Annotated in this window: 20 protein-coding genes; 9 read left to right on the forward strand and 11 right to left on the reverse strand. The window is 72.3% G+C overall.

The window, feature by feature from the left end:
* The first annotated feature begins 115 nt into the window (after window positions 1-115).
* From AMIR_RS07365 to AMIR_RS07375, 3 genes are all read left to right on the forward strand, one after another.
* A complete protein-coding gene (locus AMIR_RS07365; protein WP_015800311.1) occupies window positions 116-940 on the forward strand; it encodes a glutamate ABC transporter substrate-binding protein in 825 nt (274 codons plus the stop codon).
* 59 nt (window positions 941-999) lie between these two features.
* The gene (locus tag AMIR_RS07370; protein ID WP_015800312.1) at window positions 1000-1773 is read left to right on the forward strand and encodes a GntR family transcriptional regulator; all 774 of its coding nucleotides are present in this window, start codon (window positions 1000-1002) and stop codon (window positions 1771-1773) included.
* 271 nt (window positions 1774-2044) lie between these two features.
* Entirely contained in the window at window positions 2045-2371 is a 327-nt protein-coding gene (locus tag AMIR_RS07375; protein ID WP_118948221.1) for a hypothetical protein, read from the forward strand.
* Between the two features lie 279 nt (window positions 2372-2650).
* Here the strand turns inward: AMIR_RS07375 and AMIR_RS35365 are convergent, their stop codons facing one another.
* The 5 genes from AMIR_RS35365 to AMIR_RS07400 all read right to left on the reverse strand — a co-directional run bounded on the left by AMIR_RS35365 (window position 2651) and on the right by AMIR_RS07400 (window position 7030).
* Complete coding sequence (locus tag AMIR_RS35365) at window positions 2651-3361, reverse strand: hypothetical protein (protein ID WP_015800314.1); 711 nt, start codon at window positions 3359-3361, stop codon at window positions 2651-2653.
* A complete protein-coding gene (locus AMIR_RS07385; protein WP_015800315.1) occupies window positions 3358-3918 on the reverse strand; it encodes a hypothetical protein in 561 nt (186 codons plus the stop codon). Before AMIR_RS07385 ends, AMIR_RS35365 begins: the two co-directional genes overlap by 4 nt.
* A gap of 106 nt (window positions 3919-4024) precedes the next feature.
* Window positions 4025-5179 carry an RtcB family protein gene (locus AMIR_RS07390; protein WP_015800316.1) on the reverse strand — a complete coding sequence of 385 codons (1155 nt, stop codon included), beginning with the start codon at window positions 5177-5179 and terminating at the stop codon, window positions 4025-4027.
* 85 nt (window positions 5180-5264) lie between these two features.
* Window positions 5265-6068: an ABC transporter permease gene (locus AMIR_RS07395; RefSeq protein ID WP_015800317.1), complete on the reverse strand. Its 804-nt coding sequence runs from the start codon at window positions 6066-6068 to the stop codon at window positions 5265-5267.
* Window positions 6065-7030, reverse strand: coding sequence for a daunorubicin resistance protein DrrA family ABC transporter ATP-binding protein (locus tag AMIR_RS07400; RefSeq protein WP_015800318.1), 966 nt, complete (start codon window positions 7028-7030; stop codon window positions 6065-6067). Before AMIR_RS07400 ends, AMIR_RS07395 begins: the two co-directional genes overlap by 4 nt.
* A 91-nt stretch (window positions 7031-7121) precedes the next feature.
* Between AMIR_RS07400 and AMIR_RS07405 the strand changes: the two genes are divergently transcribed.
* The 3 genes from AMIR_RS07405 (at window position 7122) to AMIR_RS07415 (ending at window position 8725) form a co-directional block, all read left to right on the forward strand.
* Window positions 7122-7550, forward strand: a complete 429-nt coding sequence (locus tag AMIR_RS07405; RefSeq protein ID WP_015800319.1) for a GNAT family N-acetyltransferase — start codon at window positions 7122-7124, stop codon at window positions 7548-7550.
* Window positions 7551-7694: 144 nt separating this feature from the next.
* Window positions 7695-8549, forward strand: coding sequence for a helix-turn-helix domain-containing protein (locus AMIR_RS07410; RefSeq protein WP_015800320.1), 855 nt, complete (start codon window positions 7695-7697; stop codon window positions 8547-8549).
* On the forward strand, window positions 8546-8725 hold the full coding sequence (locus tag AMIR_RS07415) for a DUF397 domain-containing protein (RefSeq protein WP_015800321.1): 180 nt from the start codon (window positions 8546-8548) through the stop codon (window positions 8723-8725). Before AMIR_RS07410 ends, AMIR_RS07415 begins: the two co-directional genes overlap by 4 nt.
* Window positions 8726-9135: 410 nt before the next feature.
* On the opposite strand, the gene AMIR_RS07420 is transcribed toward AMIR_RS07415, so the two are convergent.
* From AMIR_RS07420 to AMIR_RS07455, 6 genes are all read right to left on the reverse strand, one after another.
* On the reverse strand, window positions 9136-10170 hold the full coding sequence (locus AMIR_RS07420) for a hypothetical protein (RefSeq protein ID WP_041836630.1): 1035 nt from the start codon (window positions 10168-10170) through the stop codon (window positions 9136-9138).
* On the reverse strand, window positions 10155-11087 hold the full coding sequence (locus tag AMIR_RS38855) for a hypothetical protein (protein WP_143760665.1): 933 nt from the start codon (window positions 11085-11087) through the stop codon (window positions 10155-10157). The genes AMIR_RS07420 and AMIR_RS38855 overlap by 16 nt, the downstream gene beginning before the upstream one ends.
* Before the next feature lie 681 nt (window positions 11088-11768).
* The gene (locus AMIR_RS36810) at window positions 11769-13643 is read right to left on the reverse strand and encodes an NACHT domain-containing protein (protein WP_187313491.1); all 1875 of its coding nucleotides are present in this window, start codon (window positions 13641-13643) and stop codon (window positions 11769-11771) included.
* 195 nt (window positions 13644-13838) lie between these two features.
* On the reverse strand, window positions 13839-15332 hold the full coding sequence (locus AMIR_RS07445; protein ID WP_015800325.1) for an aldehyde dehydrogenase (NADP(+)): 1494 nt from the start codon (window positions 15330-15332) through the stop codon (window positions 13839-13841).
* On the reverse strand, window positions 15329-16153 hold the full coding sequence (locus AMIR_RS07450; protein WP_015800326.1) for an NAD-dependent epimerase/dehydratase family protein: 825 nt from the start codon (window positions 16151-16153) through the stop codon (window positions 15329-15331). The genes AMIR_RS07445 and AMIR_RS07450 overlap by 4 nt, the downstream gene beginning before the upstream one ends.
* A gap of 24 nt (window positions 16154-16177) precedes the next feature.
* A complete protein-coding gene (locus tag AMIR_RS07455; protein WP_373565524.1) occupies window positions 16178-17002 on the reverse strand; it encodes an IclR family transcriptional regulator in 825 nt (274 codons plus the stop codon).
* Between the two features lie 209 nt (window positions 17003-17211).
* On the opposite strand from AMIR_RS07455, the gene AMIR_RS07460 reads away from it, so the two are divergent.
* Genes AMIR_RS07460 through AMIR_RS07470 form a run of 3 tightly spaced genes read left to right on the forward strand, consistent with a single transcriptional unit; the run spans window position 17212 to window position 20584 of the window.
* A complete protein-coding gene (locus tag AMIR_RS07460; protein ID WP_015800328.1) occupies window positions 17212-18204 on the forward strand; it encodes a 5-dehydro-4-deoxyglucarate dehydratase in 993 nt (330 codons plus the stop codon).
* Window positions 18201-19457 (forward strand): glucarate dehydratase family protein, encoded by a 1257-nt coding sequence (locus AMIR_RS07465; protein WP_015800329.1) that lies wholly within the window; start codon window positions 18201-18203, stop codon window positions 19455-19457. Before AMIR_RS07460 ends, AMIR_RS07465 begins: the two co-directional genes overlap by 4 nt.
* Entirely contained in the window at window positions 19451-20584 is a 1134-nt protein-coding gene (locus AMIR_RS07470; RefSeq protein WP_015800330.1) for a hypothetical protein, read from the forward strand. The genes AMIR_RS07465 and AMIR_RS07470 overlap by 7 nt, the downstream gene beginning before the upstream one ends.
* Window positions 20585-20632: the final 48 nt, after the last annotated feature.

Consider the following 20632-nt stretch of genomic DNA (forward strand, 5'->3'; position numbering starts at 1 on the left):
CCGTTCGGGACGATCTTCTGGGGTCTTTCGGCCTGATTCCGCTGTGAAGCGCAGACGCAGCGCCCACCGGCACCTAGGTTCCCCCGAAAGCACGGGACAGGGGAGGGGAACCACCGTGGCAGCGTTAAGCAAGTCATCCCTGGTCTGGGCCACCGCGGCGGTGCTCGCGCTGACCTCCTGCGGGGCCGACGACGACACCGTCCTCGGCCGCGCGGAGCAGGGGAGGATCACCATCGGGGTCGCCCACGACCAGCCGGGGCTCGGCCTGCGGCGCCAGGACGGGAACCTGCGCGGCTTCGACATCGACGTCGCGCGCTACGTCGCCACCGAGCTGGGCGTCCCCGAGTCGGGCATCACCTGGGTCGAGGCCCCGCCCGAGGACCGCGAGCGGCTGCTCACCTCGGGCGAGGTCGACCTGGTGGTCAACGGCTACTCCATCACCCCGAAGCGGCGCGAGGTCATCGACTTCGCGGGTCCGTACTACACGGCGGGCCAGGACCTGCTGGTGCTGATCGACAACCAGGAGATCACCGGGCCGGACTCGCTCAGCCGGGGCCAGCGGCTCTGCTCGGTCACCGGCACCACCTCGGCGCAGTACGTGAAGGACACGTTCGCGAAGAACGTGAAGCTGGTCGAGCAGCCCAGGTTCAGCGAGTGCGTGACCGCGCTGCTCGCCGGCGAGGTCGACGCGCTCACCACCGACGACGTCGTGCTCGCCGGGTACGCCGCGCAGAACCCGGAGCTGCTCAGGGTGGTCGGCGAGCCGTTCAGCGAGGAGGAGTACGGGATCGGCCTCCCCAAGGGGGAGCAGGAGACCAAGGACGCGGTCACGGCCGCGCTGCGCAAGATGGTCGACAGCGGCGAGTGGAAGCGCGCGCAGGAGGTCAACGTCGGCGGCTCCGACTACCGGCTGCCCGAGCCGCCGCAGATCGCTTCGTGACCTCCGACCCACCCCGTTGGCGGGTCCTGCGCGGACCCGCTGGGGCCTAGGGTCGCCGGGTGATCAGCTCCCACCCCTCCCCCGGCCGCCGGGCCGACAAGCCCGTCCGCGCCGGGATTCCCGAGCACGGGCGGGTTCCCCGCTACTACGCGGTCAAGACCGAGCTGCTGTGGCTGGTCGAGGCGCTGGGGGAGGGGGCGGCGCTGCCGTCGGAGCGGGAGCTGGCCTGCCGGTTCTCGGTCTCGCGCGTGACGCTGCGCCAGGCCGTCGCGGAGCTCGTCCTGGAGGGCAGGCTCCTGCGGCGGCACGGCAGCGGCACCTACGTCGCGCCGCCCAAGCTCGTGCAGCCGCTGTCCCTGGTGAGCTACGCGGACGGGATGCGGGCGCAGGGCATCCGGCCCGACCGGGGCGTGGTGACCGTCGAGCGGTTACCCGCGGACGAGGTGCTCGCCGAGGACCTGCTGGTGCCGCACGGGGACCCGGTGCTGCACCTGGAGCGGGTCATGCTCGCCGACGGCGCGCGGGTCGGCCTGGAGTCGACGTACCTGCCGCTGTCCCGCTTCCCCGGCCTGCTCGACGCGCTCGACCCGGCCGGGTCGCTGCACGCCTGCCTGCGCGAGCGGTTCGGCGTGGAGTTCGGCGGGGCCGAGGAGCGGGTGGAGACCGTGCTGGCGGCGCCCCGCGAGGCGCTGCTCATCGGCACCAACCCCGCGCTGCCCATGCTGCTGCTGCACCGGGTCGCGCACGACCGGTCCGGAACGCCGGTGGAGCGCTCGCGCTCGCTGTACCGGGGCGACCGCTACAGCCTCGCCGCGAGGGTGCGCGCCGAGTAGCGCCCTGGTCGGTTCCGGGTCGGTTCCGGGGAATGCCGGTTTCGAGTCCGCGCAACCGGAACCGGGACCCCGAACGTCCACAGTGGACAGGATTTCGCCGGATATCACCCGGATGTGCGCTCAAGTTCCGAAATAATAGCCTGAACGTTGCCGATTTGACGCTTTACGCCCCCCGTTAGCAGGCATTTCGCCCTGCCTTCGCGGCGGTACCGTTGGTACTCGGATCGAGTGCTCCTCGCTCGCAGCGGTGCGGGGGAAGCGGGGGTGGATCGTGACTTTCAAGGAGGAGTTCCTCAGGGAGCTGGACGACTGCCTGCGCGGTTTCGGGGCGGTGCCCGCCGCGCACCCGGCCGAGCTGGCCAGGTTCGTGGACTACGTCAGGGCGCTGCCCGAGGACGACGACCGGTTGCGCTCGCTGGCCGGGGTCGACCAGGGGTCGGGCTCGTTCTGGAACAACCCCGCCGTGTGGTGGGAGCAGGTTCCCGGATTCGGCGCGGACGACGCGGATTGCGCGCGCCTGCTGGACCGGATGCTCGACGAGGCCATCAGCGACGAGATCGACGTGCTGGAGATGGAGATCCGGGAACTGCCCGGCTGATCCCGCCCACCGGTCCGGGGCGCGGTCGGGCGCGGCGGACCGGGAAAGCGCGAAGCGCGTGAACGGGCGTGCGAACGGGTCCTGAAACGGCCCTGGAACGGCCCTGGAAACGCTGTCACCCGCTGTGCGCCCGGGTCGCCGGACGCACAGCGGGGTGCTCGTCGTTCCGATGTTCCTCTTTGCGTTCTGACGCCTGCCGCACCGGGCTTCGGGACACGCTCTGCGGCGTGCTGCCCGGCGGTCAGGTGGTGCTGATCTGGCGTGCTGTGAGACTCCGCCTCACACCGAGAGCAACTTGTCGAAGAACGAGCGGTAGCTCTTGAGCGCGAGCCGCAGCTCCTCGGTCTCGGCCTCGCTGCCCTCCTGCCAGCGGCCCTCCAGGGTCCGCTTGTGCTCGGAGAACGTGGTGGCCAGGCTCTGGATCACCTGGGCGACCAGCTCGTCGGCGCGGTGCACGGCCTCGCGGGGGTTGTCCACGAAGTCGCCCTGCAGCGAGCGCCACTCCTCGCGGAAGCCGCCCGCCTCGTCCTGGCCGAACAGCGGGGACTCGGCGTCGAAACCGCTGTGGTGCGCGGGCTCGACCTCGGCCTGCACCGGGATCTCGGTGGTGGCCATGGCCTCGGCGCCGGGGGCGTCGGTCACCGGGGTGGTGGTGACGCCGGTGGCGCGCGTGCCGGTCGTGCCGTCGGCGTCCAGGTCGTGGTCGGTCTTCAGGTCGTCGGAGGCCACCGGCTCGGTCACCGGCTCGCGGGTGCTCTGCGCGGGCACCACGCCGTCCTCGCGGTCGCGCTCCTCGTTGTAGGCCGCCTCCTCCGCGTAGGCCAGGTCGTCCTCGCGCTCCGGGGAGTCGTGGCCGTGCTCCAGCACCGGGTCGTGGTGCTTGCCGTGCTCGTCCACGAGGTCCTCGCGGACGTCGGCACGGCCCTGGGGGCGGGCGAAGTCGTCGGTGGTCAGCCGGTGGTCCTGGCGCTCGTCCGGTCGATTGATCATCGTGCTCCCTCCTTGCGCTCGCCTCGGTCGCCGAGCAGGTCGTTGAACAGGGTTCGGTAGTGCACCATCGCGTTGCGCAGGTCTTCCGTGGACGCCTCGCCCTGCTCCTGGCGGCGGGTGATGGCGTGGGCCTGGCGGTAGCTGTCGATGGTCCGGGAGTGCTCGACCGACAGCACCGAGGCGTTCGCCTCGTGGTCGCCGTTCGTGGGGTAGCCGCGCTCGGACATCAGGTCGGTGACGAGCCGGTGGGCGCTGGCGACCGCGTCGCTCGGCGCGTCCACGAACTGCTCCTGCACCTGGACCCAGTGGCGGGAGTAGCTCTCCCGCGTGCCCTCCGTGAGCGGCTTCAGCTCCAGGGACCGGTGGGTGCGCTCGCGCTCGGCCAGCTCGCGCTCGGCCTCCATCCGGTTGCCGCTGCGCTCCACGACCCGGTCGTACTCGGGACCGAACTGCCGCCGCAGGTGCTTGCGCTGGGACGCCTTCCTCCACAGCACCACACCGACTGCGACGACGACCAGCACGGCGATCACAACGCCGATGGTGGTGCCGGTGGACATCTTCGCCTCCCGTTGGGGTCTCTCTCAGCTGCCCCACGGGTAACCCTGTCGTGTGAGAGGCAAACCTGGCTCTTGACAAATCGGGCCAGGTCCGCCCCGCTCCGCGTCAGCCCTTCACGCAGAGCACCTGCTTGAGCTTCGTGACGACCTCCACGAGGTCGGCCTGCTGCTCGATGACGCTGTCGAGGTCCTTGTACGCGGCCGGGATCTCGTCGACCACGCCCGAGTCCTTGCGGCACTCCACGCCCAGCGTCTGCGCCGCGAGGTCCTCGGCGGTGAACAGCTTGCGCGCCTTGTTCCGCGACATCCGGCGGCCCGCGCCGTGCGAGGCCGAGTGGAACGAGTCCGGGTTCCCCAGGCCGCGCACGATGTACGAGCCGGTGCCCATCGAGCCGGGGATGATGCCCAGCTCGCCCCGGCGCGCGCTGATCGCGCCCTTGCGGGTGACCAGCACGTCCTCGCCGAAGTGGCGCTCCTCCGACACGTAGTTGTGGTGCGCGGAGATCGGCTCGTCGAACCGGATCCGCGGGAACTGCCCGAGCAGCACCTTCGTGACCAGGTCGAGCATCGTGGCCCGGTTCAGCCGCGCGTACTCCTGCGCCCAGTACAGGTCGTGCCGGTAGGCCGTCATCTCCGGCGTGCCCGCGAGGAACACCGCCAGGTCCGGGTCGACCAGGGCGTCGTTGTGCGCCAACGTCTTCGCGATGGCGATGTGGTGCTGCGCCAGCTGGTTGCCGATCCCGCGCGACCCGGAGTGCAGCATCACCCACACCCGGCCCCCGGTGTCCAGGCAGACCTCCAGGAAGTGGTTCCCGCCGCCGAGGGTGCCCATCTGGTTCAGCGCCTTCTCCTCCGACAGGGTCGGGGTCAGGTCGCCGAACGAGCGCCACAGCCGGTCGTGGAACACCACCGGCGCGCGGTGCTGGCCGAAGCCCACCGGCACGGCGGCCTCGATCAGCGAGCGCAGCCGCGACAGGTCGGCGGGCAGGTCCTCCGCGACCAGCGACGTGCGCACCGCGGTCATGCCGCAGCCGATGTCGACGCCCACCGCGGCCGGGGACACGGCGTCCTTGAGCGCGATGACCGAGCCGACCGTGGCGCCCTTGCCGAAGTGCACGTCGGGCATCACGGCCACGTGCTTCACGGCCCACGGGAGGGTGGCGATGTTCTGGAGCTGCCGGAGCGCCTCGCCCTCCACCTCGTCGGGACGTGCCCACAGGCGGATGTCTACGCGTGCTCCGGGGAGCGTGGTCGGGGACATGCGGGCAAGGCTAGGTCGGGCGCTCCCGACCTAGCGAGCCAATTTCCGCAGGTGGTGGACCCGGCCGGCGCGCCGTCACCGGGCGTCAGCGGCTCACCGCCCTGCGGTACTGGCGGGTCGCCAGCGGCACGAACACCGCCAGGATCAGCACCACCCAGCCGAGCGTGGCCAGCACCGGGTGCTGGAGCGGCCAGGCGTCCGGCGGCGGGAACAGGGGGTTGGTGTTGCCGAACAGCACCCGCGCCGCCTGCGTCACGGCCGACACCGGGTTCCACTGCGCGAACACCTTCAGCGGGCCGGGCAGGTTGCCCTCCTGCACGAACGTGTTGGCGATGAACGTCAGCGGGAAGATCGCCATGAAGCTCGCGTTGTTGAACACCTCCGGCGTGCGCACCATCAGCCCCACCAGCGCCATCACCCACGACATGGCGTAGGCGAACAGCAGCAGCAGCGCGAACCCCGCCAGCGCCTCCAGCGGCGACGAGTGGATCCGCCAGCCCACCAGCAGGCCGGTCAGCGACATCACCACCACCGAGATCGCGTTGCTGACCAGGTCGCTCGCCGTGCGCCCGGCCAGCACCGCCGACCGCGCCATCGGCAGCGAGCGGAACCGGTCGATCACGCCCTTCTGCATGTCCTCGGCGAGCCCGCTGCCGGTGGTCGTCGACCCGAAGATCACCGTCTGCGCGAAGATCCCGGCCATCAGGAACTCCTCGTACGCCATGCCGGGGATGTCGATCGAGCCGCCGAACACGTAGCTGAACAGCAGCACGAACATGATCGGCTGCAACGTCGCGAACACCAGCAGGTCCGGCACCCGCTTGATCCTGATCAGGTTGCGCCTGGCGACGACCGCGCTGTCGCCCAAGGCCTGGATGAACGCCGTCACCGGTCCCCCTCGCTCTCGTCCAGCTCCGCCGCGCGCCCGGTCAGCGCCAGGAACACGTCGTCCAGCGTCGGCCTGCGCAAGCCGACGTCCAGCACCTTCACCGACTCGGCGTCGAGCCTGCGCACCGCCTCCACCAGCACCTGAGCCCCACCCGCGACCGGCACGAGCAGCCGGTGCGACCGCTCGTCCACCACCACCTCGCCCACGGCCAGCGGCGCCAGCGCGCGCGACGCCGTCGCCGCGTCGGCGGCCGTGCCCAGCGCCAGCTCCAGCCGCTCGCCGCCCACCTGGTCCTTCAGCTCGTCCGCCGTGCCCAGCGCGATCACCCGGCCCCGGTCGATCACCGCGATCCGGTCGGCCAGCCGGTCGGCCTCCTCCAGGTACTGGGTGGTCAGCAGCAGCGTCGTGCCGCCCGCCACCAGCTCGGAGATCACCTCCCACATGCCGAGCCTGCTGCGCGGGTCCAGGCCCGTGGTCGGCTCGTCCAGGAACAGCACCGGCGGCTCGGCCACCAGCGCGCCCGCCAGGTCCAGCCGCCTGCGCATCCCGCCGGAGTAGCCCTTCACCGGCCGGTCGCCCGCCTCCTCCAGGTCGAACCGCGCCAGCAGCTCGCGGGCCCGCTCCCGGCTGCGCCGCCTGCCCAGGTGGTAGAGCCTGCCGATCATGTCCAGGTTCTCGAACCCGGTCAGCGCCTCGTCCACCGCCGCGTACTGCCCGGAGAGCCCGATCCGGCCGCGCAGCTCGCGCGCCTGGGTCCGCACGTCCAGCCCGGCCACGCTCGCCCGGCCGCCGTCCGCCTCCAGCAACGTGGTCAGCACCCGCACCGCCGTCGTCTTCCCCGCCCCGTTGGGGCCCAGCAGACCCATGACGGTGCCCTCGGGCACCTCCAGGTCGAGGCCGTCGAGCGCCACCACCGAGCCGTAGCGCTTGACCAGGCCCTCGGCCGTGATCACGTTTCCCATGCGGCCATGATGGTCTCGACCCCTGACAGGAACGGTCCTCATCGGCTCACCCGGACGAGGGAATTGCTCGTTCCGGTGGCGCGGGTGTGCGATGACCGGCGTGCTGATCAGAAGAGCCGCGCCCGAGGACCTGGGCGCCCTGCTGGGGCTGGTGCGCGAGTTCTACCTCGTGGACGGGCACGACTACGACCACGACGCGCTGGTGCGCGCGCTGGGGCCGCTGCTGGGCGGGGACGAGCACGGCGGGGTGTGGCTGTTCGACACCGGGTACGCGGTGCTGACCTGGGGGTACTCCCTGGAGTCCGGGGGGCGCGACGCGCTGCTCGACGAGTTCTACGTGCGCGACCGGGGGAGGGGCACCGGGTCGGCGGTGCTGGCGGAGCTGGCCGACGTGGCGCGCGAGGCGGGGGCGTCCCGGGTGTTCCTGGAGACCGAGCGCCCGAACCACGCGGCCCGAAGGTTCTACCGCCGCAACGGTTTCGCCCAGGAGGACTCCACCTGGCTCAGCCTGGTGCTCTGACCGGGTGAGCGCGGCGGGCCTCGTCCGCCTCATCGGCTTTTTCCTGCTATTGGGTGGGTACGTGCACCCGGAAGTGGGCGATCGAGTGAACGGCCGCCCCTCACTAGGGTGTTCGCGAATCGTGCCGAGGTGGAGGAGCGTCCGATGGCAGCCGTCCAGACCCGCCGCAAGCGCAAGCTGGGTCAGTTCCTGAACGCGCTGCGCAAGCGCGCGGGCAAGACCGAGGTCGACTACCACGCGCTCACCCGCAAGACGCAGTCGACGCTGTCGCGGATGGAGAACGGGTACATCAGCCCGAGCTGGACGGAGCTGGGCGCGCTGCTCGGCCTGTACGGCGCCAGCGACACGGAGCGGCGTGAAGCCGAAGCGCTGTGGGAGGACGCGAAGCAGGACGGGACCCGGTTGGTCTACGCCGCCGCGTTCACACCCGAGGCGCGCACGTACGCCCGGCAGGAGGCGGACGCGACCGAGGTCCGCACCGTGGAGATGAACGTGATCCCCGGCCTCCTGCAGACCCCGGCCTACGCGGCGGCGGTCCGGCGGGCGGGCAAGCGGTTCGTCGACGGGGGCGTCAGCGTCGACCAGGCGAAGGCGGCGCTCGCCGGTCGGCAGCGCCGGTTGCGCACCGTCCGGCTCGACGCCGTGATCGACGAGTCGGCGCTGCACCGCCTCGTCGGCGGGGCGGACGTCATGCGCGAGCAGCTGCTGCACCTCGTGGAGGCCACCCAGAATTCCAACACCACCATTCGGGTGATTCCTTTCAGTGCCGGTGCTTACGGAACCATGTCAGGAGGCGGGGCAACCGCCCTCCTATTCGAGGACGGCGATCCCTCGGCCGTGTACTTGGAGTACGCGGGCGGGGGTAAGTGGGTGGACAATCCCGCCGATGTGCAGAATTACCTGCTGCACTTCGACGAGATCGCCAGCGGGCTGGCACTGTCGCCCAAGGACTCGGTCTCGCTGATCCGAAAAATGGCTTCGGCACTGAAGGAAACATGAACAACACCAAGACGTGGCGCAAGAGCACCCATTCCGGCGCGGGCAACAACTGCGTCGAGCTCGCAGTGGGTCGAACAGCCACACACGTGCGCGACAGCAAGAACCCCGGTCACGGCCGCCTGACCTTCGCGGACCGCCCCTTCCGGGCGTTCCTCACCACCCTGGTGCAGGCCTGATCCACGTCGGCGGGCAAGGCGGGCGCAACGAGGCGCCACTCCGGCCGACGGCCATACCGACCCCTTCCCTCACCCGTGCGGGGGATGGCGGTGAACGCCCCTCCGGGTGAATCACCCGGACGGCGCGGGTTGAGAACGATTGCATCCACCCACGGCAGCGTCGTCGTTTTCCCGGTGCACTCGTTCGGCCTACTGGCGGGGGGTGAACGTCCCCCGAACCGGCCAACGCGGTGTGAATAATGTTCCGCTATGTCGCGGAACCCCGCCGTGAATAAGTTTCCTGACCGAAGTTCGTTCGGTCCAACCGGGTAATCCCGGTTCGCCGCCGCGTCGGAGTCGACCGGCCGTGCGCGCAAAGCCGGGAGGCGGACTCGAGTCCCGCCTCCCGGCTTCTGCAGGTGCGGGGGAGTTCAGGAATTGCGAGGAATACTCGGATTGGTGTGGCCGGTGGGCTGGCGGGGGAGGGAGCGGAGGAGTTCGCGGGCTTCCTCGCGGCAGACCTCGCTCCAGCGGGCGAGGTCCCGGGCGGCCGTGCGACGCACGTGCCACGGGACGGTGGTGTCGAAGGCGATCTGCCGCGCGGTGAGGGCGGCCTTGTCCTTCCAGTCGCGCCGGAGGGTCGTGATCGCCTCGGCGCAGCGGACGCGGGTGACCGGGGTGTGGTCGGGGTTCCTGGCCATCTCCAGCAGCCCCACGGCGGCCTCGGTGGGCTCGACGACACCGATCGCCAGCCAGACCCCGCGGCGCTGGAGCGGGGTGGTGGTGGGCAGGAGGCTGCGGAAGACCTTCAGCGCACGGGAGCGGCTCGCGGGGGCCTCTTCCACGAGGGCTCGTGCTGCCCTCGTGCGGGCGGATGCCGGGAGTGCTTCCTCCTGGGCCAGTCCGAGGAGCAGGGGGAGGGCTTGCCCCCGGCCTGCAGCGCCACAGCCGAGCAAATCGACGGCGCTCCTGACGCGCAGCGCGGGCGGTGCTGCCCGGTCGTGCGCGATGGCCTTCAGCAGGTGTGCCTCGGCGATCCTGTCCTGAGGAGCGAAGCGCTTGAGAAGCTTCCCGGCTTGTCGCCGCGCTGCCGCAGAGGTCTGCTCGTCGTCCCGAACCCGACGCAGTGGCGACAGCCCGATGACGTGCCTGAGGGCGTGCAGCACCGCGACCCGGTCCCGGACCGAGAGGCGGAGGTCCTCGGAGAGGTCTCGTACCCCGTCCGTGAGTTCGGGTGGTGCGATGTCCACGACGAGGGACATGGCAGCGACCCGGTCGCGCGGCGGGAGCTGCCCGTCCGAGGCGATCCGCACGGCTTCGGGCACCACGTCCTGCCAACCCTCCGCGCCGGACTCCGCCAGCGCGCGCAACGCCCGTCGCCTATGGGAGGGGCGTCGGGTCAGCTCGCGGAGGGTGTCAACGGCTTCGTCGGCAAGTCGGGTCGAGAGGCTCAGCAGAGCCTCCACTGCGGCGACCCGGCGGGAGGTTGCCCCAGATGTCTTCGGCAGGCGTACTGATCTTCGGCGGCAGGGTGCGGTCCTCCAGGAGATCGCGTTCCACCTCGGTGCGCAGGCTCCTGGGGAGGTGGAGCAGCAGTGCCCCGGAGATGTGAGGGAAGTTCCGAGCGATCTCGGTGATCAGGTCGAATTCCAACGTGGTGTGCTGGTCCAGCGTGGCGAGCCAGATCGTGTACGCAGCTCGATCGCTGCCCCGCTGTCATGCGCACTCGGTAGTCACAGGTCTCGTCGTCGATGAGCGCCACCAACCCCAGGATGACGTCTGCACCCATGCTCGCCAACTCCGTCACCGAACTTCCCCAAGCGCGGGTGGTGACCTCCCCCTCGGGCGTCAGCACCTTTCTCGTCACCGAAGCGAGGTGCGTCGGGGCGATGCGGGCGAGGAGGACGCCCGCCTCCCGCTGTGCTCCACGATCGGCCACCGGGTGCTCGAAAGCGGAGCGCAGCGCCTCCACGATGACGGGGTCCGAACCGAAGCCCAGCTTGAGCACGGCCCGCGCGATCACCACCACCTGCCGTGGACTCGCCTGCAGCACCTTGTGCATCGCGTCGGCGACCTCTCTGCGCAGTGGTGCGCTTAGGCGGGAGACCAGCCCTGCGAGGTAGGGGAAGTCGAAACCGGGCACCGTGGCCGAACGTGCCAAGTCACAGGCCAGGTCCGCCGCACGTCGGTGGAACGGCTTGCCGAGCACCACCAGCCAGGACAGGGCGGAGAAGCGGACGCGGAGTCCGGCCGAGCTGGTCGCCATCGAGGCCAGCGCGTCGCCGACCACCTGTCGATCCCCGGATGACTCGGTGAGCTTGGTTATGGAGATGAGCAAGGGAGCATCGGGGGGAGCCGCGAGCAGGTCGAGCATGAACGCCAAAGCCGGGCCTTGGAAGCTCGCGTCGAGTGACAGCAGCCCTCCCCATGTGCCGGGTCCTGAGCGCTACCAGCGATCTCCACCAGGTGCGTGCGGGCTTCCGCGTGAAACCGGGGTTCAGAGGCGATCAACCGTGTTGCTGCCTCACAGCGGTCCAAGGTAGGACTGAGCCGATCGGTCATCAGCTCGTGCAGTTCACCCAACGCCCTGTCCCGGTGAGGGATTCCGAGAGCTGCCACATCGCTGAGGGCGCTCGCTCGTCCCTGTCCGTGCGCGGGGAGCTCGACCAACAGTGCCCACAACACCTCTGCGGCCTCCTCGAAGCACTCCGGGCCCAGACCGCCCAGGTCGACCGCCGCCAGCCGCACCAACAGCATTGAGGTGCTGTGGTGAGTGATCACCGCTCGGAGCTCTGCCACCGCACGATCCCTGAACCGGGAGCCGAACTTCGACAGCGCGCTCGCGCAGGTGTGCCGATCATCGATGGTGCGACCGGGCTCTTCGAGCAGCGTGATCGTCAGTTCGCCCGCCACCGCTTCGTGCTGGAGGCCAAGACCTGCGAGAACCTGCGCGGCTCTCACCCGGATCGAGCAGCTCCGCGCGCGGTCCTGTGCCACGGCCTGCAAGGAGCGGACCGCCTCAGCGGTGTGGTCGGGTCCGAGTTGGGACATGCCCAACGCCGCGTCATCCCACCCCAGAGCGTGCGAACCGGGATCGTTCAGCACTCGGCGGTACACCTCGGCGGCCTTCGCCTGGTGGGCGAAGTCGATTTCCAGCAGGCCGGTAGCCGCTGTCACCAGGTCGTACGGGCGCGTCTCGCGGTCGTCCAGCGCCCCCAGCAGGAAGTCGGCGGCATCGCGATTGCCGGCCGGGCCCATCGCAGCCAGCAGCACGGCGGCCGTTCGGTGGTGCTCGGCGAAGGCGTACCGGTCCGCCAGAACGGCGCGCAATCCCCGTTCCGCCGGAGTCCGATGGACGGCTCCCGCCTCGGACAGCGCCTCTGCGGCCTCCAACCTGATCTCCGCGACTGCGGTCCCATCGTCGACCAGCGCGGTGAGGAACGCGATCGCCTCTTCCCGGTGCTCTCCCCGCAACCGCACGCCCAGCGCCTTGGCCGCCTCGGCTCTGGTGGCCCACGGGGCGAGCGGGTTCCGCATCAGGTCGAGCAGCCAGTCCCGGAGGCCGGTGTGCCCGGTCGCTCTGCTGACCCGCGACACCAGTTTCAGGCTCGGGTACTGGTTGGTCATCGCCCAGTCGCGCGGTGGCGAAGAACTCCGCGGTGGCGTCTGCGCCCGTGGGCAGGTGCATGGCCAGCAGCCGTGCGGCGAGCAGGTGCGCCTCCCGGTCACCGTCGTGCAGCCAGCGCAGGTCGCCGTTGCGGGCGGCCAGCGGGCCCGACGAGGCCAGGAACGTGGTCAGCGCGTCCTCCCACCTGCCTGCCAACCGCTCGGCCGGGACGTGCCCGGCGGCCCAGCGGCGCGCGGCTGCGGTCAGCGAGGTGTCGGTCTCCACCCGCACCCGGCCCAGGTGCTCCAGCAGCGGCGTCCGGTGCTGCTCGAACACCGCCGAGGGGGTCCGCCGGGACAGCAGGAACTCCAGGTACGCCTCGTACCGGCTGTCCGGCAGCGGTCGCCACCCCCGCTGCTCGAAGACGATCGCCGCGAGCGTCGCCAGGAGCGGGACGCGGACCAGCTCGCCCAGGTTCGCCTCGTCGATCTCGCGGGTGAACCGCTCCGCCACCTCGGGGTCGTCGGCGAACCACTTCGCCGCGAACCGCCGCAGCCCCTCCTCGTCGAACGGCTGCAGCTCGTACCGCCGCGCCCCCGCCCGGTGCAGCGGCGCCAGCGCGGAGCCGTCCAGGGGCCTGCTGGTGAGCACGACCCGGTAGGGGGACTCGGCGGCGCACAGCGCCAAGGACTTGACCAGCCGCTCCCGGTCGGCGGGGTCGGCCACCTCGTCCAGGCCGTCCACCAGCAGCAGCCACGGGCACCCGGCGACCCGGCGACCCAGCAGCTCCGCCGACGGCGGGGCGTGGAGGAGGAAGTCGTACTCGGCCCGCAGGCTCTCGGCCAGCGCTTCCGGGAAGGGGAGCCCGCGCCGCGCGGCCAGCTCGCGCGCGGTCACCCGCAGCGGCAGCACCGGATCGGCCAGCGGGTGCTCCTGACCGTCGTGGAGCCAGCACGCGGCGATGTCCGAGGCCAGCCGCAGGGACAGCGTGGACTTGCCCTGCCCCGCCGCCCCCACGACGAGCAGGTGCCGGTCCCCGTCCAGCGCCTCCCGCACGGTCTTCGCGGGCGGCCGGACGGCCAGCCGCTTCACCCTGGGGGGCTTGGGCTCCATCCAGTCGCCCCGCTCGTCCAGGACCGGGCGCGGCTGCTCGTCCTGGCGCTCCTCGACCTGGGCGCGCAGCAGCGCCACCACGGCGGGCGGCAGCTCCACCGGATCGCCCCAGGCCCGGACGTGCCGCTCGGGCGACGCCGGGGGCGGAGCTGACGTGTTCAGGTAGACGTCGCGCGCCGTCCCCACCATCGCCACCGGGCCCTGCGCGATCCCGCTCACGGTGTTCCCCGTGACCACCCTCGGGTCCTCGTGCACGCTTGGCCGCCTCTCCGCACTGAGCGCGTGTGACCCCGCCATCACTAGGCCACGTCACGCCACTGCGAAGCGCACTTCTGCGGACAACTCCCAACCAAAACGGGGCGGCGGTCCGAAGACCACCGCCCCGCCCGTCGAAATCACCCGCGAGAACCGCCCTCAGCGCGTCCCCAGCACCCCGTCCACCCGCCTCGGGATCCCCAACGGGTTCCCCGACTGCAGCTCCGGCGGCAGCAGCTCGTCCGGCCACGACTGGTACGTCACCGGGGCCAGCCACCTGCGGATCGAGGTCGCCCCCACCGACGTGTGCAGCGGGTTCGTCGTCGCGGGCCACGGGCCGCCGTGGTGCATCCCCCACGCCACCGCCACGCCGGTCGGCCAGGCGTTGAAGATGATGCGGCCCGCCACGCCCCTCAGCGCCTCCGCCGCCTGCGCCGCCAGGCCGTGCTCCTCCGGGTCCGCGTGCACCGTCCCCGTCAGCGTCCCCGGCAGCGACGGCAGCAGCGCCAGCACCCGCGCGGGGTCGTCGTAGGTCACCACGACGCCCGCCGGGCCGAAGTGCTCCTCGGTCAACCTCTCCCGGTTCTCCTCGAACACCTCCACCGGCACGGTGAACAGCTTCGGCGCCGCCGTCCAGCCCGCCTCCGGGGCCGTGCCCTCGGCCACCAGCGACGCCAGCCCGGACGCCGCCAGGTCCTCGGTGCCCGAGCGGTACGAGTCGCGCATCCGCTCGTTCAGCATCGCGCCACCCGCCGACGCCGACACCGCCTCCGCCAGCGCGGGCACCAGGGCGGTGGGGGCGAACAGCAGGCCCGGATTCGTGCAGAACTGGCCGACGCCCATCACCAGCGACCCGGCGAACCCCGCCGCGATCTCCGCCCCGCGCGCCGACGCCGCCGCGGGCAGCACCACCGCCGGGTTCACGCTCCCCAGCTCCCCGTAGAACGGGATCGGGTCCGGGCGCGACGACGCCAGGTCGAACAGCGCCCGCCCGCCGCCCGTGGAGCCGGTGAAGCCCACCGCCCGCACCGCCGGGTGCTTGACCAGCGCCACCCCGGCCTGCGTGCCGTACACGATCCCGAACACCCCGGCGGGCAGCACCGACGCCACCACGCGCGCCGTCTCGCGCGCCGTGCTCGGGTGCGCCGAGTGGGACTTCACCACCACCGGGCAGCCCGCCGCCAGCGCCGACGCCGTGTCGCCGCCCGCCACCGAGAACGCGAACGGGAAGTTCGACGCCGAGAACACCGCCACCGGCCCGAGCGGGCGCAGCACCCGCCGCAGCTCCGGCCTCGGCGGGATGATGTCGGGATCGGCGCCGTCCAGCACCGCCTCCACGTAGCTGCCCTCGCGCAGCACCCCCGCGAACAGCCGCAGCTGGTTCGTGGTGCGCTTCAGCTCCGTGGTCAGCCTCGGCACGCCCAGCGCCGTCTCGCGGTCCGCGGTCTCCACCAGCGGCCCGGACTCCGCGTCCAGCGCGTCCGCCAGCCCGTCGAGCAGCTCGGCCCGCTCCGCGCCGGGCAGCGTCGACCACGACGGGAACGCCGCCTCCGCCGCCCGCGCCAGCGCGTCCACCTCCGCGTCCGACGTCACCGGCACCGGCTCGCCGAACGGCTCCCCGGTCCTCGGGTCGTACCCCTGCACGCCGCTCACCGGCCCGCCTCCTGAACCGCCGTGTCGAAGTCCGGACCGACCCACACACCGCCCAGGTACTTCAGCGCCAACGACTCCGGGTCCGGCTCGCCGTGCTGGGCGATCACCTCCGCCGCGAACACCTCGGAGTCGTCCTCGGACACGTACCCCAGCTCCCGCGCCGCCTCCAGCGAGAACCACCGCCGGGTGTTGTCCGAGACGCCCCACACCACCCGGAAGCCCGGCGACGGCGCCGACAGGCACGCCTCGAACAGCCGCGCCCCGTCGTCCGGGGACAGCCACGTCGACAGCATCCGCACGTCGCGCGGCTTCTCGAAGCACGACCCGATCCGGATCGCGATCACGTCCAGCCCGTACCGCGCCGAGTACATCGACCCCAGCGCCTCCAGGGCCGCCTTGCTCACGCCGTAGTAGCTGTCCGGCTGCGGGAACAGCGCGTCACCGGCCTCGCCGGACGCCCGCTCGTAGAACCCCACCGCGTGGTTCGAGCTGGCCAGCACCACGCGCTTCACGCCCGCCCGCCTGGCGGCCTCCAGCACCGCGTGCGTGCCGTTGATGTTCACCTCCAGGATCTCCGCCCACGGCCGCTCCAGGCTGTGCCCGCCGAGGTGGATCACGGCGTCCACGCCCTCGCAGGCCCGTTCCACCGCCTCCAGGTCGGTCACCGAGGCGGTCACCAGCTCGACCTCCTCACCGTCCTCGGCGGGGCGCTGCTCGGCGACGTCGAGCAGGCGCAGCACTCGGCCGGGCGCGGCCAACCGGGGGCGCATCAGCGAGCCGACGATGCCCGCCGCGCCGGTGATCAGGATCCGTGCGGTCAACGGGGGAGCCTTTCCGTGAGGGGATCAGCGGCCGAACTGCCGCAGCAGCTCGGTGACGGTGCGGGCCGCGTGCAGCAGCGCCCCCACCACCTGGCGCTCGTGCTCGCCGTCGAGCCTGCCCAGCGGCACCGAGCAGCTCATCGCGTCGAGCACGGGCGTGCGGTAGGGCAGCGCCACCGCGAAGCAGCCGAGACCGGGCGTGTTCTCCTCGCGCTCGTGGGCGTAGCCCACCCCGCGGAAGCCCGCGAGCTGCGCGTGCAGCGCCGCCCGGTCGGTGACGGTGTTCTGGGTGAGCGGGTCCAGCGTGGCCGGCAGGACGGCGTCGACCTCCTGCGGGGTGCGCGCGGCCAGCACCGCCTTGCCCAGCGACGTGGAGTGCGCGGGCAGCCGCCTGCCCACGCGCGAGACCACCCGCAGGTGGTGCTCGGACTCGCGGCTGGCCAGGTAGACCACGTCCGAGCCGTCGAGCCGCGCCAGGTGCACGGTCTCGTTGACCTCGCGCCTGACCTGCTCCATCACCCGGATGGCGACCTGCACCACCGGGTCGTGGTCGAGGTACGAGGTGCCGACGAGCAGCGCCCTCACCCCGATGCCGTACGTGCCCCTGGTGGAGTCCAGCTCCACCCAGCCCCGCGCCACGAGGGTCTGGAGCAGCATGTACAGGCTGGACTTCGGGTAGCTCAGCTCGCGGTGCAGCTCGGTGAGGGTGAGCGGGCGCTCCGAGGAGGACAGCACCTCCAGCAGTTCCACGGTCCGGTCCGCCGACTTCACCGCGTTCGGCCGAGCGGGTGACGTGCCTCCAGCCACTGGGTCCTCCACGGAAACGTTCAGGCAACACGCACTTGACACGTCGCTGCGCCGATTCTTACAGTCCGCCCCAGGGGTTCACAAGTACGACCCTAATTCAGATATGTGAACACAGCTTTAGAGCGTCGACAAGTGAACACCACCAACGAGACGCGGGAGCGCCGGCCGCCGCCGGTCCCGCCCCGGCGCCGGGCGCGCGATCGACCACCCGGCGCGGGAGCCACCCAGCGATCAAGGGATGAAGGTCTGGTATGCAACTCGACGGGGTGCTGTTCTTCCCGGTGACACCGTTCGACGCGGGCGGCGGGCTCGACGAGGCGGTGCTGGCCGAGCACGTCAGGCGCGGTGTCGCCGCCGGGGCGGGCGGCGTCTTCGTCGCGTGCGGCACCGGGGAGTTCCACGCGCTGGCGCCGGACGAGTTCGAGCGCGCGGTCGCGGTCGCGGCGCGGGTCACCGAGGGCAGGGTGCCGGTGTTCGCGGGAACCGGCGGACCGCTGCCCACGGCGCGCCGCTGCGCCGAGGCCGCCCACCGCGCGGGCGCGGACGGCCTGCTCCTGCTCCCGCCCTACCTGGTGTCCGGACCGCCCGCCGGGCTGGTGCGCTACGTCGCCGGGGTGGCCGACGCCACCGACCTGCCGGTGATCGCCTACCAGCGCAACAACGCCGTGTTCACCCCGGCCACCGCGGTCGAGATCGCCGCGCTGCCGACCGTGGTGGGCCTCAAGGACGGTCTCGGAGACATCGACCTGCTGCACCGGATCGTGCTCGCCGTGCGCGAGCGGGTCGAGAAGCCGTTCCAGTTCTTCAACGGGCTGCCCACCGCCGAGCTGACCGTCCCGGCCTACCGGGGCATCGGCGTGGACCTGTACTCGTCCGCCGTGTTCTGCTTCGCCCCCGAGGTCTCGCTCGGCTTCTACCGGGCCGTGCACGCCGACGACACCGCCCTGGTGCGCCGCTACCTCACCGAGTTCTACCGGCCGCTGGTCGAGCTGCGCGACCGCGTCCCCGGCTACGCCGTCTCGCTGGTCAAGGCCGCCGTCCGGGCCACCGGCCTCGACGTCGGCGGCGTCCGCGCGCCCCTGGTCGACCCCTCGCCCGAGCACCTCGCGGAGCTGGAGCTGGTCGTGGCGGCGGGCCGGGCGCTCGCGCTGGAGACGGCGGGGAGCGCGCAGGAGACCGGGGTGAACGGCTCCTCGGCGGGCGGTGCGAACGGGGCGGTCGGGCAACCGGAGCTCGCCGGATGAGGATCACCGACGTCGTCGTCACCCCCATCGCCTTCCCCGACCCGCCGCTGCTCAACTCGGTCGGCGTGCACGAGCCGTGGGTGCTGCGCACGGTCGTCGAGGTCCGCACCGACGCGGGCCTCACCGGTCTCGGCGAGACCTACGGGGACATCGGCCACCTGAACCGGGTCCGGGCCGCCGCGCCCGCCCTCACCGGGCTGGACGTCCACGACCTCAACGGCATCCGCGCCCGCGTGTCCACCGCCCTCGGCGGCCAGGCGGGCTCGGACCGGCACGGGCTCACCGGGCAGCTCACCGTCGAGTCCACGGTCGACCGGGTGTTCTCCCCGTTCGAGGTCGCCACCTGGGACATCCGGGGCAAGGCCCTGGACCGCCCCGTGGTCGACCTGCTCGGCGGCGCCGTCCGCGACGCCGTCCCGTACAGCGCCTACCTGTTCTACAAGTGGGCAGGCCACCCCGGCGCGGAGCCCGACGAGTGGGGCGCCGCGCTCGACGCCGACGGCGTCGTCGCCCAGGCGCGGGAGCTGACCGGCAGGCACGGCTTCCGGTCGATCAAGCTCAAGGGCGGCGTGCTGCCGCCCGACGAGGAGGTCGCCGCGATCCGCGCCCTGCGCGAGGCGTTCCCCGACCACCCGCTGCGGCTCGACCCCAACGCGGCCTGGTCGCCGACCACCGGGCTCAAGGTCGCGCACGAGCTGGACGGCGTCCTGGAGTACCTGGAGGACCCCAGCCCGGAGATCGAGGGCATGGCCGAGGTCGCCGCCGGGTCGCCGCTGCCGCTGGCCACCAACATGTGCACGATCGCGTTCGAGCACCTCGCGCCCTCCGTGGCGGCGGGCGCGGTGCAGGTCGTGCTGTCCGACCACCACTACTGGGGCGGGCTGGCCAGGTCCAAGGAGCTGGCGGCGATCTGCCGGACGTTCGGCGTCGGGCTGTCCATGCACTCCAACTCGCACCTGGGCATCAGCCTGGCCGCCATGACCCACCTGGCCGCCGCCACGCCCAACCTGGACTACGCCTGCGACACGCACTACCCGTGGAACAGCGCGTGGGACGTGCTCACCGAGCCGCTGTCCTTCGTGGACGGCGCGCTGCCCGTGCCCACCGGCCCCGGCCTCGGCGTCGAGCTGGACCGGGACAAGCTCGCCGCGCGCGCCGAGGACTACCGCCGCTGCGGCATCGTGCAGCGCGACGACACCGGCTACATGCGGACCATCGACCCCGGCTACGAGAGGAGACGACCCCGGTGGTGACCACCGTCGCGCACGCCTACCCCTGGGACCTCGTCGGCGACCCGGCGGCGGCCGAGCGGATCGCCGCGCTGGGCGTGGACGCGGTGGCGCTGGCCGCCTCGTACCACACGGTCCGCGCCGCCACCCCGTTCCACCCGAGGCGCCGGCTGGTCGACGCCCGGCACGCCGCGCTCTACCTGCCGGTCCGGCCGCAGGCGTGGGGCAGGCTGGTCCCCGCCGCGCCGAGCTGGGTCGACGGGGAGAACCCGTACGGCGCGGCCTCCGACGCCCTGCGCGCGGTCGGGCTGCCCGTGCACGCCTGGACCGTGCTCACGCACAGCAGCAGGCTCGGCGACCTGCACCCGGACCTGGTGGTGCGCAACGCCTTCGGCGACCGCTACCCGTACGCCCTGTGCCCGGCCAACCCGGACGTCGCCGAGTACGCCAAGAACCTGGTGACCGAGGTGCTCGACCAGGGCGCGCCGGACGGCGTGGTGCTGGAGGCCTGCGGGCCGCTCGGCCTCACGCACGGCGGGCACCACGAGAAGACCGACGGCGCGGACTGGGGCCCGGTCGCCCAGAAGCTGCTGTCGCTGTGCTTCTGCGCGGCCTGCGAGCGGCGCTACCCCGACGCGGACGCGGTCCGGGCCGCCGTGCGCGCGGGCGTCGACGGCGGGGCGTCCAGCGTCGAGGAGGCGCTGGGGGAGTGGGCCGCCGGTGTGCGGGCCACGCGCACGGCCCTGTCCCGCGACCTGCGCCGCGACCTGGTCGGCCTGGTCCGCGCCGCCGGGGCCAAGGCGGTCGTGCACGCGACCGCCGACCCGTGGGGCACCGGTCCGTTCGCGACGGTCGCCGACGGCGTCGGGACCGAGGTGGACGTGCTCACCCTGACCTGCTGGGGCGGCCCCGAGGCGTCCCTGCCCGCCATCGAGGCACTGCGGGAGGCGGCGCCGGGCGTCCCGATCGCCGCCTACGTGCTGGCGCTGCCGCCCAGGAACGCCGACGCGGCGGCCCTGGTCGAGGAGTGGCGGCACTACGGCGTGGACGAGCTGCACCTCTACCACGCGGGCCTGGCCTCGGCGGACCGGATGTCGGCGATGGGCGAGGCGCTGGGCGCCCTCCGGGGGCAGCCGGTCCTTCACCCTTGAGTGTGCGCACCCCGAGCAACCCGACGCCCGTCCCGTTCCGTCCTAGGC

Origin of the sequence: Actinosynnema mirum DSM 43827, assembly GCF_000023245.1 — a bacterium.
Classification (GTDB): domain Bacteria; phylum Actinomycetota; class Actinomycetes; order Mycobacteriales; family Pseudonocardiaceae; genus Actinosynnema; species Actinosynnema mirum.

What these genes read in the sequence shown, in the direction of transcription:
- AMIR_RS07385 (WP_015800315.1), bottom strand. Translation starts at nt 3,918, where the DNA reads ATGTCCACCGGCACCACCATCGGCGTTGTGATCGCCGTGCTGGTCGTC.
- AMIR_RS07415 (WP_015800321.1), top strand. Translation starts at nt 8,546, where the DNA reads ATGAACAACACCAAGACGTGGCGCAAGAGCACCCATTCCGGCGCGGGC.
- AMIR_RS07405 (WP_015800319.1), top strand. Translation starts at nt 7,122, where the DNA reads ATGACCGGCGTGCTGATCAGAAGAGCCGCGCCCGAGGACCTGGGCGCC.
- AMIR_RS07460 (WP_015800328.1), top strand. Translation starts at nt 17,212, where the DNA reads ATGCAACTCGACGGGGTGCTGTTCTTCCCGGTGACACCGTTCGACGCG.
- AMIR_RS07400 (WP_015800318.1), bottom strand. Translation starts at nt 7,030, where the DNA reads ATGGGAAACGTGATCACGGCCGAGGGCCTGGTCAAGCGCTACGGCTCG.
- AMIR_RS07410 (WP_015800320.1), top strand. Translation starts at nt 7,695, where the DNA reads ATGGCAGCCGTCCAGACCCGCCGCAAGCGCAAGCTGGGTCAGTTCCTG.
- AMIR_RS35365 (WP_015800314.1), bottom strand. Translation starts at nt 3,361, where the DNA reads ATGATCAATCGACCGGACGAGCGCCAGGACCACCGGCTGACCACCGAC.
- AMIR_RS07390 (WP_015800316.1), bottom strand. Translation starts at nt 5,179, where the DNA reads ATGTCCCCGACCACGCTCCCCGGAGCACGCGTAGACATCCGCCTGTGG.
- AMIR_RS07465 (WP_015800329.1), top strand. Translation starts at nt 18,201, where the DNA reads ATGAGGATCACCGACGTCGTCGTCACCCCCATCGCCTTCCCCGACCCG.